This is a genomic window from Rouxiella sp. S1S-2 (assembly GCF_009208105.1).
In the GTDB taxonomy this organism is placed as follows: Bacteria; Pseudomonadota; Gammaproteobacteria; order Enterobacterales; family Enterobacteriaceae; genus Rouxiella.
Genome location: NZ_WFKL01000001.1, coordinates 4911891 through 4929752, shown reverse-complemented (window position 1 = coordinate 4929752; position 17862 = coordinate 4911891). Strand labels below are relative to the sequence as shown.

Here is a 17862-nt window from a genome sequence, read left to right as displayed (position 1 = left end):
CCCTGCTGGGGAAGATGTTCTGTGAGAAAAATTGATGTCGAGAAAAGAGTAAGAAGGGGGAGGGTAGTCAAAAATACGTGGCTTTTAGAAAACCAAAAACCCTCTTTTAATCAATCTTTAGCAAACGTCTTGCGGAAAAGTCTAACGGTTCCCCAAATGCTGAAAGCGCGTTTTGACCAACGCATCAATTTGCTCGGGTGCCGAATACTGTAAATTGCCATGGCACTTGATGCCACAACCAGATACTTACGCATATCCACAATTTTGACCCAGGCGTGGTCAACTTTAGTCGTTGCCGTCAGCCACTCTTCTGAAGCGACCGCAAGATCGGCGCGTTCACGCTCGATCTTGCGCAGCAACCTGGCTTTTTCAATCACCGGTGCAGGTCTGCTCATTCCTGGTCTTCCTTTTCCAATAAGGCGCGGTCGATCTTTAGCTGCCTGCGCGAGGCGCTCAACAGAGTAGAACGTCGTGCTTTACTGATAGTCCAAACACCTAGGATGACGGCCAGCAACAGTAAAACTCCCGTCGTACTTGCCATCGCTATCAAGCGGTAGGCCGGGTCGATTGCGAAAAACAGCACAACCAGCAGGCTCATTAAACCAAATGCAGTGAAAATGAGGGTAATGCAGGCCATCAGTAACAGTTGAAAAAGATTGGCTTTCTCTTCTTCAAGCTCTACGACGACCAGCCTCAAGCGTGTCTCAATCATGCCGACCAAAATGGTCACGATGCGCTGAGCACTGTCGAAAATACCCTTACCCGGTCCCTGTGGTGGAGTTCTTGGAGTCTCAGCCATAATTATCGGCGAGCTAAAAGAACGCCAATGACAACACCCACTGCAGCACCGATGCCTACGCCGGTCCATGGTTTGTCATGAATATAATCGTCGGCCTTGCCCGCAATTTCTTTGGTTTGGCTGGCAATTTTCTCACCGGTATCGCCCAGGCGTGAACGCGTTTCTTTCAACAGACCTTCGGCTTTGCTGCGCAATTTGTCGATTTCTGCTTTAGGTTTATCCGTTGAGCTTTGGAGCACTTCTTCAAGCGTATCTGCCAATGATTTCAGTTCGGCACGCAGATTGTCAGATGTTGAGTTACTAGCCATAATTCGTCACTCCATAACTTTATGATAAGAATATTAAACATAGCGGATTTTCGCGGCAGTGCAAATGCGATTACTCTGTTTACAATGCGCAAACAAGCTGATTAATGGGTAGAAACTTCATTTAACTCGTGCAGCGCTTCGTCCAATTTCTTCTGCTGCTTGGCAATTTTTTCTCTATTGCCGTCTGCCTGCGCTTTTTTTAGCTCACGGGTACGTTCGTTTACTTTTTCCTGTTTCTCGGCAATTTTTTGCTGTTTATCGGCCTTCAAACCGGCTTCAGTGCAGTGTGCCTGGCTTTCGCCGAGTGCCTTTTGCAGACCGGCAATCTGCTCTTTATTATTGTGCTGGTGAGCATACTCAAGCTGCTGTTTAATTTGTTGCTGCTTGGTGGCGCAGGTTTCAGGCTGAGAGGCGGCAAAGGCCGAAGAACCCAACAGCAGTGCGGGAATAATAAACAGCGTTGATAAAGACTTTTTCATGATGATTATCCTATTAATCAATTAAGCGCCAAGCGGCGTTATGTCCTTGGTGGCCAGGCTCACTTAAATTTGAAGTATTGATTCAGTGAGGCTGAAAACAGCTGAGTGAGATAACTATAGTGAGGGGGATGGGAATTGGCTATTAAGCAAACTCTGAAAGCGGGTCCGGTGACAATTAGCCGACTTTTGACTGGTCGCGAGTAACTTTACTGGCCCAACCTTGAGACTGCGCCGAGTTAAAAGGCTGAATATTGTAACCCCCCGGCAGTAAGGCTTTCAGGGTTTCCTGCGCGAGATGCTGCTGGTGTGGCGAATGAAGTTTAACGACCAAACTGCCACTTGCTGGCGTGATGCTTTCTATTTCGATGCCGTGTTGGCTCAGACCCTGATAAAGCGTAAAACCGTCCGGCAAGTCTTCACCCGATTGAATTGGGCTGATTTTTAAAGCATCACCGCTTTCGGTAGGCATTTTTGGAAACGCAACCACGCCGACGGTTGTCAGCATGAGCAGCACCAGAAATGTTGCAGGCCAAAGAATATAGCCGCGTGAAAACGGGAATTTCAACATGAAAATAATCCTGAAATTGTATGAGACTTCATGCATTTTTACCTTTTGCCAGGCGATCGGCTTTTTTCTTCTTCCAGAGCACAATCACCGAACCGACCAGACCGACAACCAACAGCAGCAGCGGAAGCAGCATCAGGCACAGCATCAGTTGATCTTCGTACTTTCTGAACAACGGCGTTTTACCCAGCACGTAGCCCAAGCTGGTCAGGATAACTATCCACAGGAAACCGCTGACCCAATTGAAAAACTGAAAACGGGCGTTGCTCAGGCCTGATAAACCGGCAATCGTCGGCAGTAATGTGCGCACAAAAGCCAGGAATCGGCCAACCAACAGGGCAGAGAGTCCGTGGCGGTGAAAAAGCGCATGCGCGCGTTCGTGATACTGCACGGGCAAATGCCCCAGCCATCCTTGAACGATTCGAGTATTGCCCAACCACTTACCCTGAATGTAACTCAACCAGCAGCCCAGGCTGGCGGCGGTAGTCAGCAGCACAATGGTAAGCGGAAAATTCATCGCCCCTTTTGCTATCAGTACGCCGACCAGAATCAGCAGACTATCGCCGGGTAAAAACGCAGCCGGTAGCAAACCGTTTTCCAGGAAAATGATCATGAAAAGCACAATATACAAAGTCCAAATCAGCGAAGGATTGGCCAATGTCTCGTAATCCTGCTGCCAAAGGGCATGCATAAGTGAACTGATTATTTCCATGCGGCGTTAGAAACTCCATAGATTTCATTTGGTAAGAAACAGATAGGCGGAGATGGTGCCTCAACGCCTAAAACTTACCGGATGTTGTGAGTTTCCCGTTGTGCATCATGCACAAAGCCTGCGATGGAAGAATGTTGCTTTCGCAAAAAGGCCGTAAGAAAACTGGTCTAACTGTAACAAAGTATCAATCAGCGAAACAGCCAAATCTACTTATTAGTGGTCTTTGGTTTAACTTTGGCGGGGCTTTTTACACTGCCTGACAATACTGGAGCTTGTTTGACAGCATTAGGGCAAAAGTCTGCAGCATAAGTGAGGATATTAGCGGGGGTCACTTTACGAAACGATTCAAAAAGCGGCTTTCAATAAAGCCGCCGGTTGTAGACGAAATGGCCATCAGGCCTTTTTGTGATTAAGCGTCGCCGAGTCGAGATGAACCACCGGATTTTCGGTATACAGATAGCGGTCAACGTTAAACTCAAAGTCGTCGCTGGTGGCACGAAACAGCATCTGCTTGGTATTTTCAAGATGCTGCCACATGGCCAGCTTGGCGGCGTGCGGGTCGCGGCGGATGAGCGCTTTAAGGATCAGGTCGTGGTCCTCACACCAGCTCTCAATCGATTTTTCGTCAATGTGTTCATGCAGCTTGCGCCAATAAGGATTGTGCAAACGCTGACTCCACATTTTTTCGACAATAATCGCCAACGCACTGTTTTGCGTCGACTGTGCCACCTGGATGTGAAACTGCAGGTCCCATTGCGAATCACGGAAGCGGTCTTCTTGCTTGGCGTGCTCCTGAATTTCCATCAGTCGTATAATGTCCTGCTTGGTTACCTGCGTCGCGGCAAACTCGGCAATATTACTTTCGATCAGTTGGCGCGCCTGTAGCAGCTCGAACGGGCCTGCCGCGGCAAACTCCCCTTCAGACTCGGGAACCACCAGATTTTTTTGCACGTTGGACATCACATGAATGCCCGATCCTTTGCGCACTTCTACATAACCTTCAACTTCCAGCATGATGATGGCCTCACGCACTACGGTGCGGCTGACGTTCATCTCTTCTGAAATCAGGCGTTCGGCAGGCAGTTTTTCACCCACCAAATACACGCCATTTTCGACACGATCTTTGAGCGTGGCGGCAAGCTGTTGGTAGAGACGTCTGGATTCGGTCGGTTCCATGGTTTAAGGCTCTTTAAGTTAACGTCAAAAACGAAGTAAGTTACGGTTTTGTCCAGTTGTTATACCAGTATACGAGCAACAGTGGGGCTGAGGGAAGGGGAATGCCCGGCATTGGCAAACTGTGTGACGAGGGTAAACAGTCGTCAACACCGGAGGGAATTAAGGGCTTAGGCTTTAGCGGCCTGCATCGGGACAACGGGTGGATTCACCGCCGGGCGGTTTTGCAGCACCGTCCAGATGATAATCGCCCCTAGCAGATCAAACACTGACAGCGCGGCAAACAGCGGGCTGAAACCAATGGTGTCGGCCAGCGCACCCACCACCAGCGCAAACAGCGTGCTCGCCGTCCACGCCGCCATGCCAGTCAGGCCATTAGCCGTGGCGACCTCATTTCTACCAAACACATCGGAGGAGAGCGTGATCAATGCACCCGAAAGGGACTGATGAGCAAAGCCGCCTACGCACAGCAGGCCAATCGCCACATAAGGACTGGTGAACAGACCAATCAGGCCTGGACCAATCATCAGCAGTGCGCCCATGGTGACCACCAGTTTGCGTGAAACGATCAGGTTTACTTTGAAATGCTTCTGGAAGAACGGAGGCAGATAGCCGCCGAGAATGCAGCCAAGGTCAGCAAACAGCATAGGCATCCAGGCAAACATGGCGATCTCTTTTAGATTAAAACCGTAGACCTTGAACATAAACAGCGGGATCCAGGCATTAAAAGTACCCCAGGCCGGTTCTGCCAAAAAGCGCGGCAGAGCAATACCCCAGAACTGGCGATTACGCAGGATTTCCCAGGCAGACATCTTTTTCTGATTAGTGGTTAGATGCTGAGCTTCCTGGCCGCCGAGAATGTACTCACGTTCATCTTCACTGAGTTTTTTCTGATCTTTAGGATGTTTATAGAAGATTAACCAGCACACCGCCCAAATCAGGCTCAGCACGCCGGTAATGACAAACGCCAACTGCCAGCTGTGCATCACGATCGCCCACACCACCAGAGGAGGTGCAATCATGCCGCCAATCGACGAGCCAACGTTGAAATAGCCCACGGCAATTGAGCGCTCCTTGGCCGGAAACCACTCGCTGCTGGCTTTGAGGCCAGCCGGGATCATCGCCGCTTCGGCCATGCCGACCGCACCGCGCGCAATGGCAAGTCCACCCCAGCTACTGGCCAGCGCCGTGGCGGCACAGAACAGCGCCCACATGATGGCAAACATCGCATAGCCCACTTTGGTGCCCATCACGTCGAGCACGTAACCGGCAACCGGCTGCATAATGGTGTAGCAGGCAGAATAGGCGGCAATGATGTAGGAATATTGTTGGGTAGTAATGTGAAGTTGGTCTTGCAACGTCGGTGCCGCAACGGCAATCGCGTTGCGTGTCAGATAACCCAGAATGGTACCAACCGTCACGAGGGCGATCATGTACCAGCGTAACCCTTTGATCTTACGCATTCAAATCTCTCCAATAAAAGAAACAAGCTGTGAATTGCCCGTCTGCGGGTCTCGTCGTCAAGGGGACAACCATGCCGTATGGACAGCAGGATGTTGTGGCAGGCGATCACAACTTGATCCTCACAAGGCGAAATCAAGATAACTTGTCATACAGATTTAAAATTTGAGTGATATCACAAAATCACTTTTAAATAGTGTGGATAATGATACTCAGGATGATTTATGTGACAAAAATATCAAAATCAGCCAGTTATCCAATTTTTTGTGATCCGTCCTGCATTTATTATGCTGAATGAGGCGATAAAATTTGCTGGACGACGTGATAGATTGGTGTGATAACTTTGCATAATCGAGTGATAACTCAGATCATAATCAGATCTCAATCAGGTCTTACTCAGACCGGAATGGAAGAAGAGGAACCTTATATGTCGCAGTTTTTGCCGGAAGATTTTCTGCTGGATACTGAAATAGCCCGCCGCTTATATAATGAGTACGCGAAGGATCAGCCGATATTCGATTACCATTGCCACTTGCCGCCGGAGCAGATTGCTCAGGATTATCGTTTCAAAAACTTGTACGACATCTGGTTGAAAGGCGATCACTATAAGTGGCGGGCAATGCGCGCCAATGGTGTCGCGGAGTCTTTGTGTACCGGAGACGGCAGTGATCGGCAGAAGTTTGACGCCTGGGCAGCTACAGTGCCGCACACTGTCGGTAATCCGCTGTATATCTGGACCCATCTTGAGCTGCGTCGGCCGTTTGGCATCACCGGTAAACTGCTTTCTCCCGCTACGGCAGATGAAATCTGGCACCAAACTAACGATCTTCTGGCACAGGACACCTTTTCTGCTCGCGGGATCATGGAGCAGATGAACGTCAAGATGGTCGGCACTACCGACGATCCGTTAGATACCCTCGAGCACCATAAAACCATTGCCGCTGATGCGTCATTCAAAATAAAAGTGTTACCGAGCTGGCGTCCTGACAAGGCGTTCAATATTGATGCACCGGGTTTTAACGACTACATGCAGCGTTTGGGGCAGGCCGCCGACACAGAAATTTCACGTTTCAGCGCGCTGTGTGACGCACTGAAAAAACGCATGGACCATTTTGCGGCACACGGCTGTAAAGTGTCGGATCACGCGCTTGACGTGGTGGTGTATGCCGAAGCCGACGACGCGACGCTTGACGCCATTCTGTCTCGCCGCTTGGCCGGTAAGCTGCCTTCTGAGCAAGAAAGTGCCCAGTTCAAGACCGCAGTATTGCTGTTCCTGGCTTCGGAATATCATCGTCGTGAATGGGCGCAGCAGTACCACATTGGCGCACTGCGCAATAACAACACCCGAATGCTGGATATCCTTGGTCCTGACGTTGGGTTCGATTCAATCAATGACCGGCCTCTGGCTGAGCCTTTATCCCGCCTGTTGGGCGCGCAGGGCAAAAACGGCGGTCTGCCAAAAACGATCCTTTACGGCCTTAATCCGCGCGACAACGAAGTGCTTGCCACCATGGCCGGCAATTTTCAGGGTGAAGGCGTGCGCGGAAAAATGCAGTACGGATCGGCCTGGTGGTTTAACGATCAAAAAGACGGTATGCAGCGGCAGATGTTGCAGCTGGCCAATATGGGCCTGCTGAGTCGGTTCGTTGGCATGCTCACCGACAGTCGCAGCTTCCTGTCTTATACGCGCCACGAATACTTCCGTCGCATTTTGTGCCAGATGATTGGCCGCTGGGTAGCCGAAGGTGAGGCGCCGAACGACATTACTCTGTTGGGCGAAATGGTCAAAAACATCTGTTTCGACAATGCCAAAGAGTATTTTGGCATCGAACTGCATTAAGCCGTGAGTGACGAAACGCACGGCAGATTCAGCATACTGTAGAGCGTGGAATGCGCGCAGCAATGACGGCGTAGGGTTAAGAGGTAGTTTATGAAAAGTACGATTCAAATTCATTCCACCGATAATGTTGCCGTTGCGCTGCGCGATTTGGCCGAAGGTGAACAGATTGAGATTGCAGACCAGGTTATCGTGTTGCCCCAGCCGGTGGTGCGAGGCCACAAGTTTGCCCTTCAGCCCCTCGAAAGCGGGCAGAATATCATTAAATACGGGCTGCCTATCGGACATGCACTCACCGTCATCGCCCTGGGTGAACATATTCATTCGCAGAATGCCAAAACCAACCTCAGCGATTTGGATGAGTATCAGTATCAGCCCGAATTCAGAGACATATCGGCACAGATGGCCGACAGACCCGTGTCAGTCTATCGGCGTGAAAACGGCCTGATTGGCATTCGAAACGAACTGTGGATCGTACCCACCGTCGGCTGCGTTAACGGTATTGCCAAGATGATCCAGCAGCGGTTCCTTAAAGAAACCGAGCAGGCGGCAGGAATCGACGGCGTTCACCTGTTTACTCATCCGTTTGGCTGTTCGCAGTTGGGTAAAGATCACGAGAACACCCGCGTCATGCTGCAGAATATGGTGCGGCATCCCAACGCCGGGGCGGTATTGGTGATAGGCCTAGGCTGTGAGAATAATCAGGTCGACGTGTTCCGCGAAACGTTGGGCGAGATCGACGAGCAGCGGGTGCGGTTTATGATCTGCCAGAAATTTGATGATGAAGTTGAGGCGGGCGTTGAGCGTCTGCACGAGCTTTATCAGGCCATGCTGGGTGACACGCGCACGGAAGGCCGGCTGAGCGAGCTCAAGTTTGGCCTCGAGTGCGGCGGATCCGATGGATTATCCGGGATCACCGCCAATCCTTTGCTCGGGCGATTTTCTGACTATGTGATAGCCAATGGCGGGACCTCGGTGTTAACGGAGGTCCCGGAGATGTTTGGCGCCGAACGTATCTTGATGAGCCGCTGTCGCGATGAAGCAACGTTCGAAAAAACGGTAAGCATGGTCAATGATTTCAAACGATATTTTATTGCCCATCAGCAGCCAATCTATGAAAACCCATCGCCGGGCAACAAGGCGGGCGGAATTACCACGCTGGAAGAAAAGTCGCTGGGCTGCACGCAAAAAGCCGGACAAAGCCCGGTGGTCGACGTACTGAAATATGGTGAGCGTTTGCAGCGTCGTGGTCTCAATCTGCTGAGTGCGCCGGGTAATGACGCGGTCGCCACCAGCGCGCTGGCGGGTGCCGGTTGCCACATGGTGTTGTTCAGCACGGGTCGCGGCACGCCCTACGGCGGTTTTGTGCCGACTATCAAGCTGGCGACCAACAGCGAGCTGGCAAACAAGAAGCCGCACTGGATAGACTTTGATGCCGGCAAACTTATTCACAACACGCCGATGGATCAGTTATTGAGTGAGTTCGTCAGCCTTATTGTGGATATTGCTAACGGAAAACCCAGTAAAAACGAACTTAATGATTTTCGCGAATTGGCGATTTTTAAGAGCGGGGTCACATTGTAAGCAATGTTAAATAGGACTAGCATACGGCGGCATTTTTTAATTTAACGCTGCCGCTTTCTGCCGAGCGTCCCAGTCGCGGGGCTCGAACAGACGGTGCTTTTCTGGTATCACGTGGATGTAATGACATGACGCTTTACTGGTTTGCGCAGGGTGTGGGTTTACTGGCTTTTTGCGTTGGCATCACGATGTTTTTCAATCGCAGCGATCGCCGATTTAAACAGCAGCTGTCGGCCTACAGCGCCATTATCGGCATCCACTTTCTGTTAATGGGTGCCAATGCAGCAGGCAGCACGGCGCTGCTTAATGCCGTTCGTACACAGCTTGCCTTGCGCACCCGCAGTCAGTGGGTGATGCTGATTTTCATCACCCTGACGCTGATTTTCGGGCTGGGTAAGGCTAAACATCTGATGGAGCTGTTGCCGGTTATCGGTACGGTGGTCAGCACCTGGGCGCTGTTTCGCACCCGCGGTATGAAAACGCGCTGCATTATGTGGTGTTCAACCTGCGGCTGGGTCGCGCACAACATTTGGCTCGGATCAATAGGCGGCACCCTGATCGAGGGCAGTTTTCTGGTGATGAACGGTTTCAACATTCTTCGTTTTTATCGGCTGCAGCAGCGCGGCATCGATCCTTTTGCGCTCGAAACGCAGCTTGAGAAAAAAGAAGCTCAGGCGGACACGGCGTAACAAAACGGCCTTTGCGATAATAGAAGGCCGCGGCAGGAAATCAGTTTTCCAGTTTCAAGGTCGGTAACTGGGCAAAAATACTCAATAATCCCTCTCCCCATCCGGTGCGGATCATCTGAAAATACGGATGATCTTCGGTTATCCGATACTGCTGAGCCTTACTGAAACTGTCTTTTGGATAGATCATAACGTCGAGCGGCAGTCCAACCGACAGATTGCTGCGCAGGGTAGAGTCCATCGAAATAAGCGCACACTGCATCGCCTGATCCAGCGCGGTGTTGTAGGTCAACACGCGGTCGATAATCGGCTTACCGTACTTGCTTTCACCCACCTGAAAATACGGCGTATCGTGAGTGGCTTCAATAAAATTGCCCTGCGGATAAACGTGGAACAGGCGCATTCCTTCACCCTCAATTTGCCCGCCAAGCAGCAGATTGCAGCTGAAATCGGTCATTCCGCCTTGATTCGCGCCACTGTCGCGGGCAATCACTTCCCGCACCGTTTCACCCAACAGGCTCGCCGCGTCGTACATTGACGCCACGTTGAGCATATTGGGGCGATCCGGGTCAAGACAGCGCTTGTGCAACAGGCTGAGAATGCTCTGTGTGGTCGCCAAATTGCCGGCACTCTGAATCACCAGCATCCGCTCATCGCTTTGATGAAAAACATGCAGTTTGCGGAAAGTGGAAATATGGTCCACCCCAGCATTGGTTCGCGAGTCCGAAACAAACACCAGGCCAGAGGACAATCGCATGGCCACACAGTAAGTCATACCAGTTACCTATATTCAGTCAGGATTATTGGGGAATATCGAGCATTTGTACCGCAGCGACGGTGTGCATATCTTCGCATCCGCCCCCTAACCGGATGCCGCGTACCGGGCAGGCATCAAGATAATCTATACCGATAGCGAGTTTCAAATGTTGATTGGGCTGGCAAGTATTATTTGTTACGTCAAAACTTTGCCAACGGTCATCAAGCCAGGCTTCTGCCCAAGCATGGGTTGCCACGTGCGCGGTATCTTCACTGTATAAATAACCGCTTACGTAACGCGCCGGTATGCCAAGACTGCGACAGCAGGCCAGAAACACGTGAGTATGATCCTGACACACGCCTTGCTGCGCGCTGAACGCTTGCGCGGCACTGTCTTTTACCGTGGTGGTGCCTGGACTGTAAGGCATTTTAAGCAGCAGCTCGCCCATGAGTTTGCGCAGGCTTTCATGCTGGGCCTGTGGACGATAATAGCGCGAGGCAAAGTCACGGATTGCCGGATCCGCATGGGTCAGCTGGCTGGTCCGCAGAAATACCAACGGTGAAAGATGCCCGCAGTTGTCGTCCTCTACGTTGTCTTCAATTTCAACCACCCCGTTGGCCTCGATAGTGATCGCTTGATGCGGCTGGTCGAGGGTCAACACGTGCAGCACGTTGCCATAGGCGTCGATGGTGCGGGTGGCATATTCCGGCAGGCTGAGATCCCAGGTCAGGATTTTCTGATGGCTGGAGTTCTGTGGCGTCAGGCGCAGATACTGGGTGCTGCGTTTAACCTGCTGCGCATAGGTATAGTGCGTCTGATGACTGACGTTAAGTTTCATTGTGCCTCCAGATAAGTGTGATGAATGCTTTCTGCAATCGCGCTGGTTTGACTGAGGAAGTCATTGAGCCATTCGCTAAGACCCACTTCCTGGATTTCGGCCAGCGTCGAGAAGCGCAGCTGGGCATGCAGCGTGTGGGCGCGGCGGCGCGGCAGATTCCCGACGGTGCCACCAATCAATTCAAGCTGTTCGGTCATGACCTCGACGCAGGCCAGTAAAGAGCGCGGCAGTTCGCGGCGCAGAATCAGCAGATCGGCGATGGTTTCGCGGCTGAGCTGTTGTTTATATAAGGTGTGGAAGGCTTCGCGGGCGCTGACCGCACGCAGCAGCGTGTCCATGCGGTAATATTCGCGAACCGGATCTTCGTCAGCGTCGAGCAACTGATTTTTGGCTTCGAGCAGGCGGGCGGTGCTGTCTGCGCGTTCGAGCATGGTGCCGAGGCGAATAAAATACAGCGCGTCGCTGCGCAGCAACGTCCCAAACATGGCACCGCGGAACAGGTGTGAACGCTCTTTCACCCAGTCGAAGAAGCTGTCTGCCCCCGCCGTGCCTACGCCCTGACGGCGGATTATTTTCATCTCAATCCACGATGCGTTAATGCTTTCCCAGACTTCCGACGACAGACTGCCGCGCACCGCATGGGCGTTGTTCCAGGCCATTTGCAGGCAGCTGTAAATGCTGCTGGGATTATTGGGGTCGAGTGCAAAGAAATTCAGCAGGTTATTCATCGTAACTTGCTGATAGGTATCATTAAAAAGTATCTGAGTGCCGGTAAGCAGTAAAGGAACCAGCAGGTCATGATTATTATCGCGGATAGACATCATCGACAGTTTGTTGGTGACGTCCATCAGGCGAGCCATGTTTTCAGCCCGTTCAAGATAGCGGGCCATCCAATAGAGTTCACTGGCCGTTCTGCTTAGCATGCGTCATCCTCCAAAACCCAGGTGTCCTTAGTGCCGCCGCCCTGAGAAGAGTTAACCACCAGCGAGCCTTCTTCCAGCGCCACGCGGGTTAGTCCGCCCGGCACCAGGCGTATCTCGGCACCGGTTAATGCAAAGGGGCGCAGGTCAATGTGGCGCGGTGCCAGGCCTTCTTCAACAAACGTGGGACAGGTTGAAAGCGCCAGTGTGTCCTGAGCAATATAGTTTTCCGGACGTGCCTTGAGCAGGTCGCGGAAGTGAGCAATCTCTGCCTGACTGGCTTTTGGACCAATTAGCATGCCGTAGCCACCCGCACCGTGAACCTCTTTGACGACCATTTTTTCTAGATTAGCAAGCACGTAGGAGAGGTCCTGTTCTTTGCGGCACTGCCAGGTTGGCACATTATTCAGTATGGGATCTTCCGACAAATAGAAGCGGATCATGTCCGGTACATAAGGGTAGATAGACTTGTCGTCGGCCACGCCGGTACCGATGGCGTTCGCCAGCACCACGCCGCCGGTGCGGTAAACCGAAAGCAGTCCCGGTACACCGAGCATCGAGTCAGCGCGGAAAGCCAGCGGGTCGAGGAACGCATCGTCGAGGCGGCGATAAATCACGTCAACCTTGCAGGGACCGGCAGTAGTACGCATAAATACAGCGCCTTCTTTCACAAATAAATCAACGCTTTCAACCAGTTCAACGCCCATTTGTTGGGCCAAGAAGCTGTGTTCGAAGTAGGCGCTGTTGAAACGGCCCGGCGTTAACACCACCACCGTAGGGTCGTTCACCGGTGTGCTTTCACGCAGTGTTTGCAGCAGATAAGAAGGGTAGCGAGAAACCGGGGCAATACGTTGTTCACTAAACAGTTCTGGATAAAGCCGCATCATCATTTTGCGGTTTTCCATCATGTAGGAAACGCCGGACGGGGTGCGCAGATTGTCCTCAAGCACGTAATATTCACCGTCGCCGCCGCGAACCATGTCGGTTCCGGCAATGTGCGCATAGGTATCACGGTGCAGATTAACGCCCTGCATGCAGGGTTGATACTGTTCGTTCGCCAATACCTGCTCGGCCGGCACTATGCCTGCCTTGAGAATTTTTTGGTCATGATAAATATCATGCAAGAAACAGTTAAGCGCCTGCACCCGCTGACGGATCCCACGGTCGAGCATTTGCCACTCTTTGGCCGGAATAATGCGTGGCACGCTGTCAAACGGGATAAGACGCTCGGCGCCGTCGTCATCCCCATACACGTTAAAGGTAATCCCCACCCGATGAAACAACAGCGCAGCTTCCTCTTTCTTGCGCTGAACGGCCTGTTGATCGGCCTGCTGTAACCATTGCCAGTAGGCTTGATAATGGCTGCGGTGCTTCCCTTCAGCCATTAACATTTCATCAAAAAAGGGTGAATCGAGTAGGTCAATATTGATCATCATCACCTCACTGACATAACAGGCTAGGGTTCGTGCATAACAAAATTCTGACTACGCCTAAATCAACACGCACAAACTGTGCCAGCGTGCAAAAGACTGGGAAAATCGCATAAATAGAGGGGGTATCGCGCTTTTATAGTGCGAAACGAGGCGCGTATTAGCTAAAAATGAGCCAAAAAAGTGCGTCATTTATCAGTATGGTCGCTGATGAAGCATTCACAAGTGCGGGTACCGCGAGGGGCGGGAGAGAGGGGGATGCGGCATAAAAAAGGCCAGCACCGAGGCTGACCTGTTTAATATCGAAAAGGAGGCTTAGCGACGAATGGCGATAGCTTCAATCTCGATTTTAACGTCTTTAGGCAGACGAGCAACTTCAACGCATGAGCGCGCTGGGAAAGGAGCACTGTGCTCGGTAAAGAATGCTTCATAGGTCGCGTTAACGGTGGCGAAGTCGTTGAGATCTTTAACGAAAACGGTGGTTTTAACAATATCGGAGACTTTCAGACCTGCGGCTTCGACGATGGCCTGCACGTTTTCGAGTGACTGGCGCGCCTGAGCAGCGATGTCTTCGGCTACGTTGCCGGTTTTTGGATCAACAGGGATCTGGCCGGAAGTGATGATCATGCTGCCGAGATCGACGCCCTGGACGTAAGGACCAATTGCCGCTGGTGCGTTTTCTGTGCTGATTTCGCGAGACATAATGTTTCCTTGCTGAGATGAAAAATTGTCCTGACAGTATAGGGAGCAGGGAGGGAGAAAGCATCCCCAAAATCTCCCTCTATTAGTTGTTCAAAACAACTTGATGTTCGAACTCTTTCTCACAGTATTTACACTGCAAATGGACTTCGCCGTGGCGATTCTTAACGGCAAAGCTGGAAGTGACCGGCTCAAAACGACTGATGCAGTTACCATTAGGGCAGCGCAGTACCCCCTCGATGCGGTCGGGCAAGCTCGGCTGCAGCTTCTTCACCACCACATAATCATCAATACGGTTTACCGTGGCATGAGGTGCATACACCGCCAGCTGGTTAACCTGTTGTTCGGTCAGAAAGGTGTTTTCGATTTTAATAATGTCTTTGCGACCCAGCTCGTTTGAGGGCAGGTTCAGACCGATGGTGATGCGCTGATCGGTTTCGGTCAGTTTAAACAATGACAGCAGCTTAAAGCCAATCTGCGCGGGAATATGGTCAATAACCGTGCCGCATTTAATGGCTTCTACCTGGAGTTTGTTATCTTGCGTCATGGTGTGCTCCTTATTGTGCGGTGTCTGCGTTTAGAACCAGTGCCAACAACGCCTGACGGGCATAAATCCCGTTACCGGCCTGCTGGAAATAGAAAGCGTAGGGCGTGCTGTCAACGTCGGTGGTGATTTCGTCAACGCGCGGCAGCGGGTGCAGCACTTTCAAATGGGGTTGGGCATTGGCTAAATCGGCGGCGCGCAAAATAAACTGCGCTTTGACGTTGGCATACTCCGACGGGTCCAGACGCTCTTTCTGTACGCGCGTCATATACAGAATATCCAGCTCTGGCACCACTTCATCAATGGTTTCATGCAGGCTGTATTCAATGCCTTTCTCTTTGAGCAGATTGAGAATGTACTCCGGCATGGCCAGCGCGTCCGGCGCAATAAAGTAGAAACGGTTGCCGTTAAATTTCGCCAGCGCCTGCGCCAGGCTGTGCACAGTACGGCCATATTTCAGGTCACCGACCATGGCGATTTTAATGTTGTCGAGGCGACCCTGCGTTTCCTGAATCGTAAACAGGTCGAGCAGGGTCTGAGTCGGATGCTGGTTAGCACCGTCACCGGCGTTGAGGATAGGAATGCCGCCGGAGAATTCGGTCGCCAGACGCGCTGCCCCTTCCTGCGGATGACGCATTACAATCGCATCGACATACGTGCTGATAACCGAGGTAGTGTCTGCCAGCGTCTCGCCTTTCTTGCCTGCAGAGGTATTGCTGCCGTCGGCAAAACCCACGACAGAGGCACCAAGGCGATGGACAGCGCTCTCGAACGACAGGCGGGTACGGGTGGACGCTTCGAAAAAGCAACTGGCTATCACCTTATGTTTTAACAGCTCAGGCTGTGGATTGGCTTTTAAACTGGCGGCCGTGTCTAACACCAGCTCCAGCTCTTCACGGCTGAGATCGTTAATTGAAATAATGTGTTTTTGGTACAGCGGATTAGCCATTGTCGCTCTCCTTTACGATGACAGACAAAAAAAAACCCCTCAATGAGGGGCTTTCAGCGATCGATTTTTTATTTGCAAAACTACCGGCATTTGCAAAATCATTGGGAGAGACAACGGCTGAACGCCGCCTACAGGCACAGGGTTCGATGAAGCATCGAAGCGCAGTGTGGTGTCGTTTTTCATGTCAGTCTCCCGGCAAATTGTGGCGCATTATACGCGCACGAATCCTGCCTGCAAGAGGGTAGCTTCACCTTTTTGCTTTACGGGGACGGCCAGTAAGCAATCGGTTGGCTTCAGACCTTTTTAGCGAGATAAAAATCTTTTTCCGCCAGCGGCGCAGTCTGCCCAGTCGCTCTGGCGCTTTAAGCTTATGCTCTATCCACACCACCTGCCACGGCTGAAGGCGCATCTGGCCGGTAAACGGTTCGCCGGCAATCAAGTCTTTACCTTCAACAGCCAGTTTAAAAGTCTGCGATTGGCCGCTGATGTTGAAAATACAGCTGATACGGTTCTCCGATTTGGGGTCATAACGCTCCAGGGCAAACAGTTTGTCACCCAGTTCAAACACCCGCTGACCGGCCTGAGGAGAAAACGCCGGGCGTGTACGCCTAATAGCGATCAGTTTTTTGATGCCGTTAAACACGACAGACCGCAGTGATCCCCGCTGCGTCAGTTCTTTTTCAACCTCATCGAGCTGGAGTTTCTTGCGGTTTATCCGTCGACTCAGGCCGGACTGATGCATGCCTTCAAGGTCGTTTTCACTGCCGAGCAGGCTGTGAATATAAATCGCCGGAACGCCCATAAACGATAGCAACAAAGCCTGCGCGGCCAGAAACTTGCTCGCCTTAAGCTCAATGCTGTCGTCCACTTCGGTGATAGCACTGAGATAATTAATATTCAGCTCATACGGCGAATGGGTGCCGTCGCCGTTGTCTTTATAGGAGACTCGCCCCTCTTTGCGCTGCGTCTCCTGTGCCAAATATTTTCGTTCGTTGTCATCAAGGAACGTCTCGGTGGGGCGTAAACCAATGCCGTCGTGGCTGGAGAGGAAGTTAAAATAGGTGGTCTTGGGATAGTGCGCTTCGGCGTTCAGGCCCTGCGCCCACTGGGTCAACGTGCGGGTATCCTGACGCAGGAAGGCGTGCAGCGTGAGCGGCGGCAGGGCGAACTGATAAACCATGTGCGCTTCATCGCCTTCACCAAAGTAGCTAATATTCTCGTGGTGCGGCACGTTGGTTTCGGTAATGATGCGCGTGCCGGGGATCACCTCGTCGAGAATAGTGCGCCACAGCTTGATGATGTTATGCGCCTGCGGCCGATGTATGCAGGTGGTGCCCATTTCCTTCCAAATGTAGCCAATGGCATCAAGGCGAATCGACTGCCCGCCGCTTGCCGCATATTGCAATATGACATCGATGCTTTCGAGCAGCACCTGTGGATTTTTAAAATTGATGTCGATTTGATCTTCGCTAAACGTGGTCCACAAATACAGTTCGGTGCCGTCGGCTTTGATAAACGGCGTCAGCAGCGGAGAGGCGCGAGGACGCACGACGCGGCTGTAGTCCAGCTCCGGATTGGCCTCGATGAAATAGTCGCGGTAGTAAGGCTCGTCGTTGATGTAGCCTTTCAGCCAGTCGCTTGAGCGGGATATATGATTGATAACACAGTCAAACATCAGGTTAAAGTTGGCGGCAAGGTGGTGAATGTCGCTCCAGCCGCCGAGATGGTCGTCGATGCGCCGGTAGTCAATGACGCTGAATCCGTCGTCGGAGCTGTAAGGGTACATCGGTAAAATATGAATATCGCTGATGCTGTCGCTTAAGTGCTGGTGGGCGAAGTGATTAAGCGTGGCGAGCGGCGGCTTGTCCGGTTGCGAAATTGTGTCGCCATAGGTGATGAGATAAATATTGGTGCCGTCGACCCACTGCTGTGAACGATGCGCACCGTAGTTCCATTTCTCGCCGAGGTGCAGGATTTTTTTTATCAGATCGCCAATGTGTTCTTTGGGATAGACCCTGCTCAGCAAGCTTTCCAGGCGAAGCACGAACTCAGGATTCACTGCACCCATAACCGTTTCCTTTATTATTCACATGATAAAAGATTAACTTTATAAAAGGTTAGTTG

Annotated in this window: 20 protein-coding genes; 3 read left to right on the top strand and 17 right to left on the bottom strand. The window is 51.8% G+C overall.

Annotated features, from left to right (window positions below; translation table 11 throughout):
• Nucleotides 1-110: 110 nt before the first annotated feature.
• The 8 genes from GA565_RS22550 to GA565_RS22515 all read right to left on the bottom strand — a co-directional run bounded on the left by GA565_RS22550 (nucleotide 111) and on the right by GA565_RS22515 (nucleotide 5499).
• Nucleotides 111-395, bottom strand: a complete 285-nt coding sequence (locus GA565_RS22550) for a YqjK-like family protein (RefSeq protein ID WP_152200989.1) — start codon at nucleotides 393-395, stop codon at nucleotides 111-113.
• The gene (locus tag GA565_RS22545) at nucleotides 392-799 is read right to left on the bottom strand and encodes a phage holin family protein (protein ID WP_152200987.1); all 408 of its coding nucleotides are present in this window, start codon (nucleotides 797-799) and stop codon (nucleotides 392-394) included. Before GA565_RS22545 ends, GA565_RS22550 begins: the two co-directional genes overlap by 4 nt.
• A gap of 2 nt (nucleotides 800-801) precedes the next feature.
• Nucleotides 802-1107, bottom strand: coding sequence for a YqjD family protein (locus GA565_RS22540; protein WP_055774509.1), 306 nt, complete (start codon nucleotides 1105-1107; stop codon nucleotides 802-804).
• A 101-nt stretch (nucleotides 1108-1208) separates the two neighbouring features.
• Complete coding sequence (locus GA565_RS22535) at nucleotides 1209-1586, bottom strand: DUF1090 domain-containing protein (RefSeq protein ID WP_152200985.1); 378 nt, start codon at nucleotides 1584-1586, stop codon at nucleotides 1209-1211.
• A 175-nt stretch (nucleotides 1587-1761) separates the two neighbouring features.
• Nucleotides 1762-2154, bottom strand: coding sequence for an EnvZ/OmpR regulon moderator MzrA (gene mzrA, locus GA565_RS22530; protein ID WP_152200984.1), 393 nt, complete (start codon nucleotides 2152-2154; stop codon nucleotides 1762-1764).
• Between the two features lie 28 nt (nucleotides 2155-2182).
• Nucleotides 2183-2863 (bottom strand): DedA family protein, encoded by a 681-nt coding sequence (locus tag GA565_RS22525; protein WP_055774517.1) that lies wholly within the window; start codon nucleotides 2861-2863, stop codon nucleotides 2183-2185.
• 393 nt (nucleotides 2864-3256) lie between these two features.
• Nucleotides 3257-4039 carry a transcriptional regulator ExuR gene (exuR, locus tag GA565_RS22520; protein ID WP_152200982.1) on the bottom strand — a complete coding sequence of 261 codons (783 nt, stop codon included), beginning with the start codon at nucleotides 4037-4039 and terminating at the stop codon, nucleotides 3257-3259.
• Between the two features lie 167 nt (nucleotides 4040-4206).
• Nucleotides 4207-5499, bottom strand: a complete 1293-nt coding sequence (locus tag GA565_RS22515; protein WP_152200980.1) for an MFS transporter — start codon at nucleotides 5497-5499, stop codon at nucleotides 4207-4209.
• Nucleotides 5500-5924: 425 nt separating this feature from the next.
• Here GA565_RS22515 and uxaC point away from each other — a divergent pair, with 425 nt between their 5' ends.
• From uxaC to GA565_RS22500, 3 genes are all read left to right on the top strand, one after another.
• Nucleotides 5925-7337 (top strand): glucuronate isomerase, encoded by a 1413-nt coding sequence (uxaC, locus tag GA565_RS22510; RefSeq protein ID WP_152200979.1) that lies wholly within the window; start codon nucleotides 5925-5927, stop codon nucleotides 7335-7337.
• 90 nt (nucleotides 7338-7427) lie between these two features.
• Nucleotides 7428-8918, top strand: a complete 1491-nt coding sequence (locus GA565_RS22505) for a UxaA family hydrolase (RefSeq protein ID WP_152200977.1) — start codon at nucleotides 7428-7430, stop codon at nucleotides 8916-8918.
• A gap of 125 nt (nucleotides 8919-9043) precedes the next feature.
• Nucleotides 9044-9604 carry a YgjV family protein gene (locus GA565_RS22500; RefSeq protein WP_152200975.1) on the top strand — a complete coding sequence of 187 codons (561 nt, stop codon included), beginning with the start codon at nucleotides 9044-9046 and terminating at the stop codon, nucleotides 9602-9604.
• Nucleotides 9605-9644: 40 nt separating this feature from the next.
• On the opposite strand, the gene GA565_RS22495 is transcribed toward GA565_RS22500, so the two are convergent.
• From GA565_RS22495 to GA565_RS22460, 9 genes are all read right to left on the bottom strand, one after another.
• Nucleotides 9645-10376: a proteasome-type protease gene (locus tag GA565_RS22495; protein ID WP_152200973.1), complete on the bottom strand. Its 732-nt coding sequence runs from the start codon at nucleotides 10374-10376 to the stop codon at nucleotides 9645-9647.
• Between the two features lie 25 nt (nucleotides 10377-10401).
• Nucleotides 10402-11196 (bottom strand): transglutaminase family protein, encoded by a 795-nt coding sequence (locus GA565_RS22490; protein ID WP_152200972.1) that lies wholly within the window; start codon nucleotides 11194-11196, stop codon nucleotides 10402-10404.
• Entirely contained in the window at nucleotides 11193-12119 is a 927-nt protein-coding gene (locus GA565_RS22485) for an alpha-E domain-containing protein (protein WP_152200970.1), read from the bottom strand. Before GA565_RS22485 ends, GA565_RS22490 begins: the two co-directional genes overlap by 4 nt.
• Entirely contained in the window at nucleotides 12113-13549 is a 1437-nt protein-coding gene (locus tag GA565_RS22480; protein WP_152201705.1) for a circularly permuted type 2 ATP-grasp protein, read from the bottom strand. The genes GA565_RS22485 and GA565_RS22480 overlap by 7 nt, the downstream gene beginning before the upstream one ends.
• A gap of 312 nt (nucleotides 13550-13861) precedes the next feature.
• Complete coding sequence (gene ridA, locus GA565_RS22475) at nucleotides 13862-14248, bottom strand: 2-iminobutanoate/2-iminopropanoate deaminase (protein WP_055774547.1); 387 nt, start codon at nucleotides 14246-14248, stop codon at nucleotides 13862-13864.
• Between the two features lie 82 nt (nucleotides 14249-14330).
• Nucleotides 14331-14792: an aspartate carbamoyltransferase regulatory subunit gene (gene pyrI / locus GA565_RS22470; RefSeq protein ID WP_152200968.1), complete on the bottom strand. Its 462-nt coding sequence runs from the start codon at nucleotides 14790-14792 to the stop codon at nucleotides 14331-14333.
• 10 nt (nucleotides 14793-14802) lie between these two features.
• On the bottom strand, nucleotides 14803-15738 hold the full coding sequence (gene pyrB / locus GA565_RS22465) for an aspartate carbamoyltransferase (RefSeq protein WP_152200967.1): 936 nt from the start codon (nucleotides 15736-15738) through the stop codon (nucleotides 14803-14805).
• A 39-nt stretch (nucleotides 15739-15777) separates the two neighbouring features.
• Nucleotides 15778-15921, bottom strand: coding sequence for a hypothetical protein (locus GA565_RS24695; RefSeq protein WP_193311952.1), 144 nt, complete (start codon nucleotides 15919-15921; stop codon nucleotides 15778-15780).
• A 64-nt stretch (nucleotides 15922-15985) separates the two neighbouring features.
• Nucleotides 15986-17806, bottom strand: a complete 1821-nt coding sequence (locus GA565_RS22460) for an alpha-amylase family glycosyl hydrolase (protein ID WP_152200965.1) — start codon at nucleotides 17804-17806, stop codon at nucleotides 15986-15988.
• Nucleotides 17807-17862: the final 56 nt, after the last annotated feature.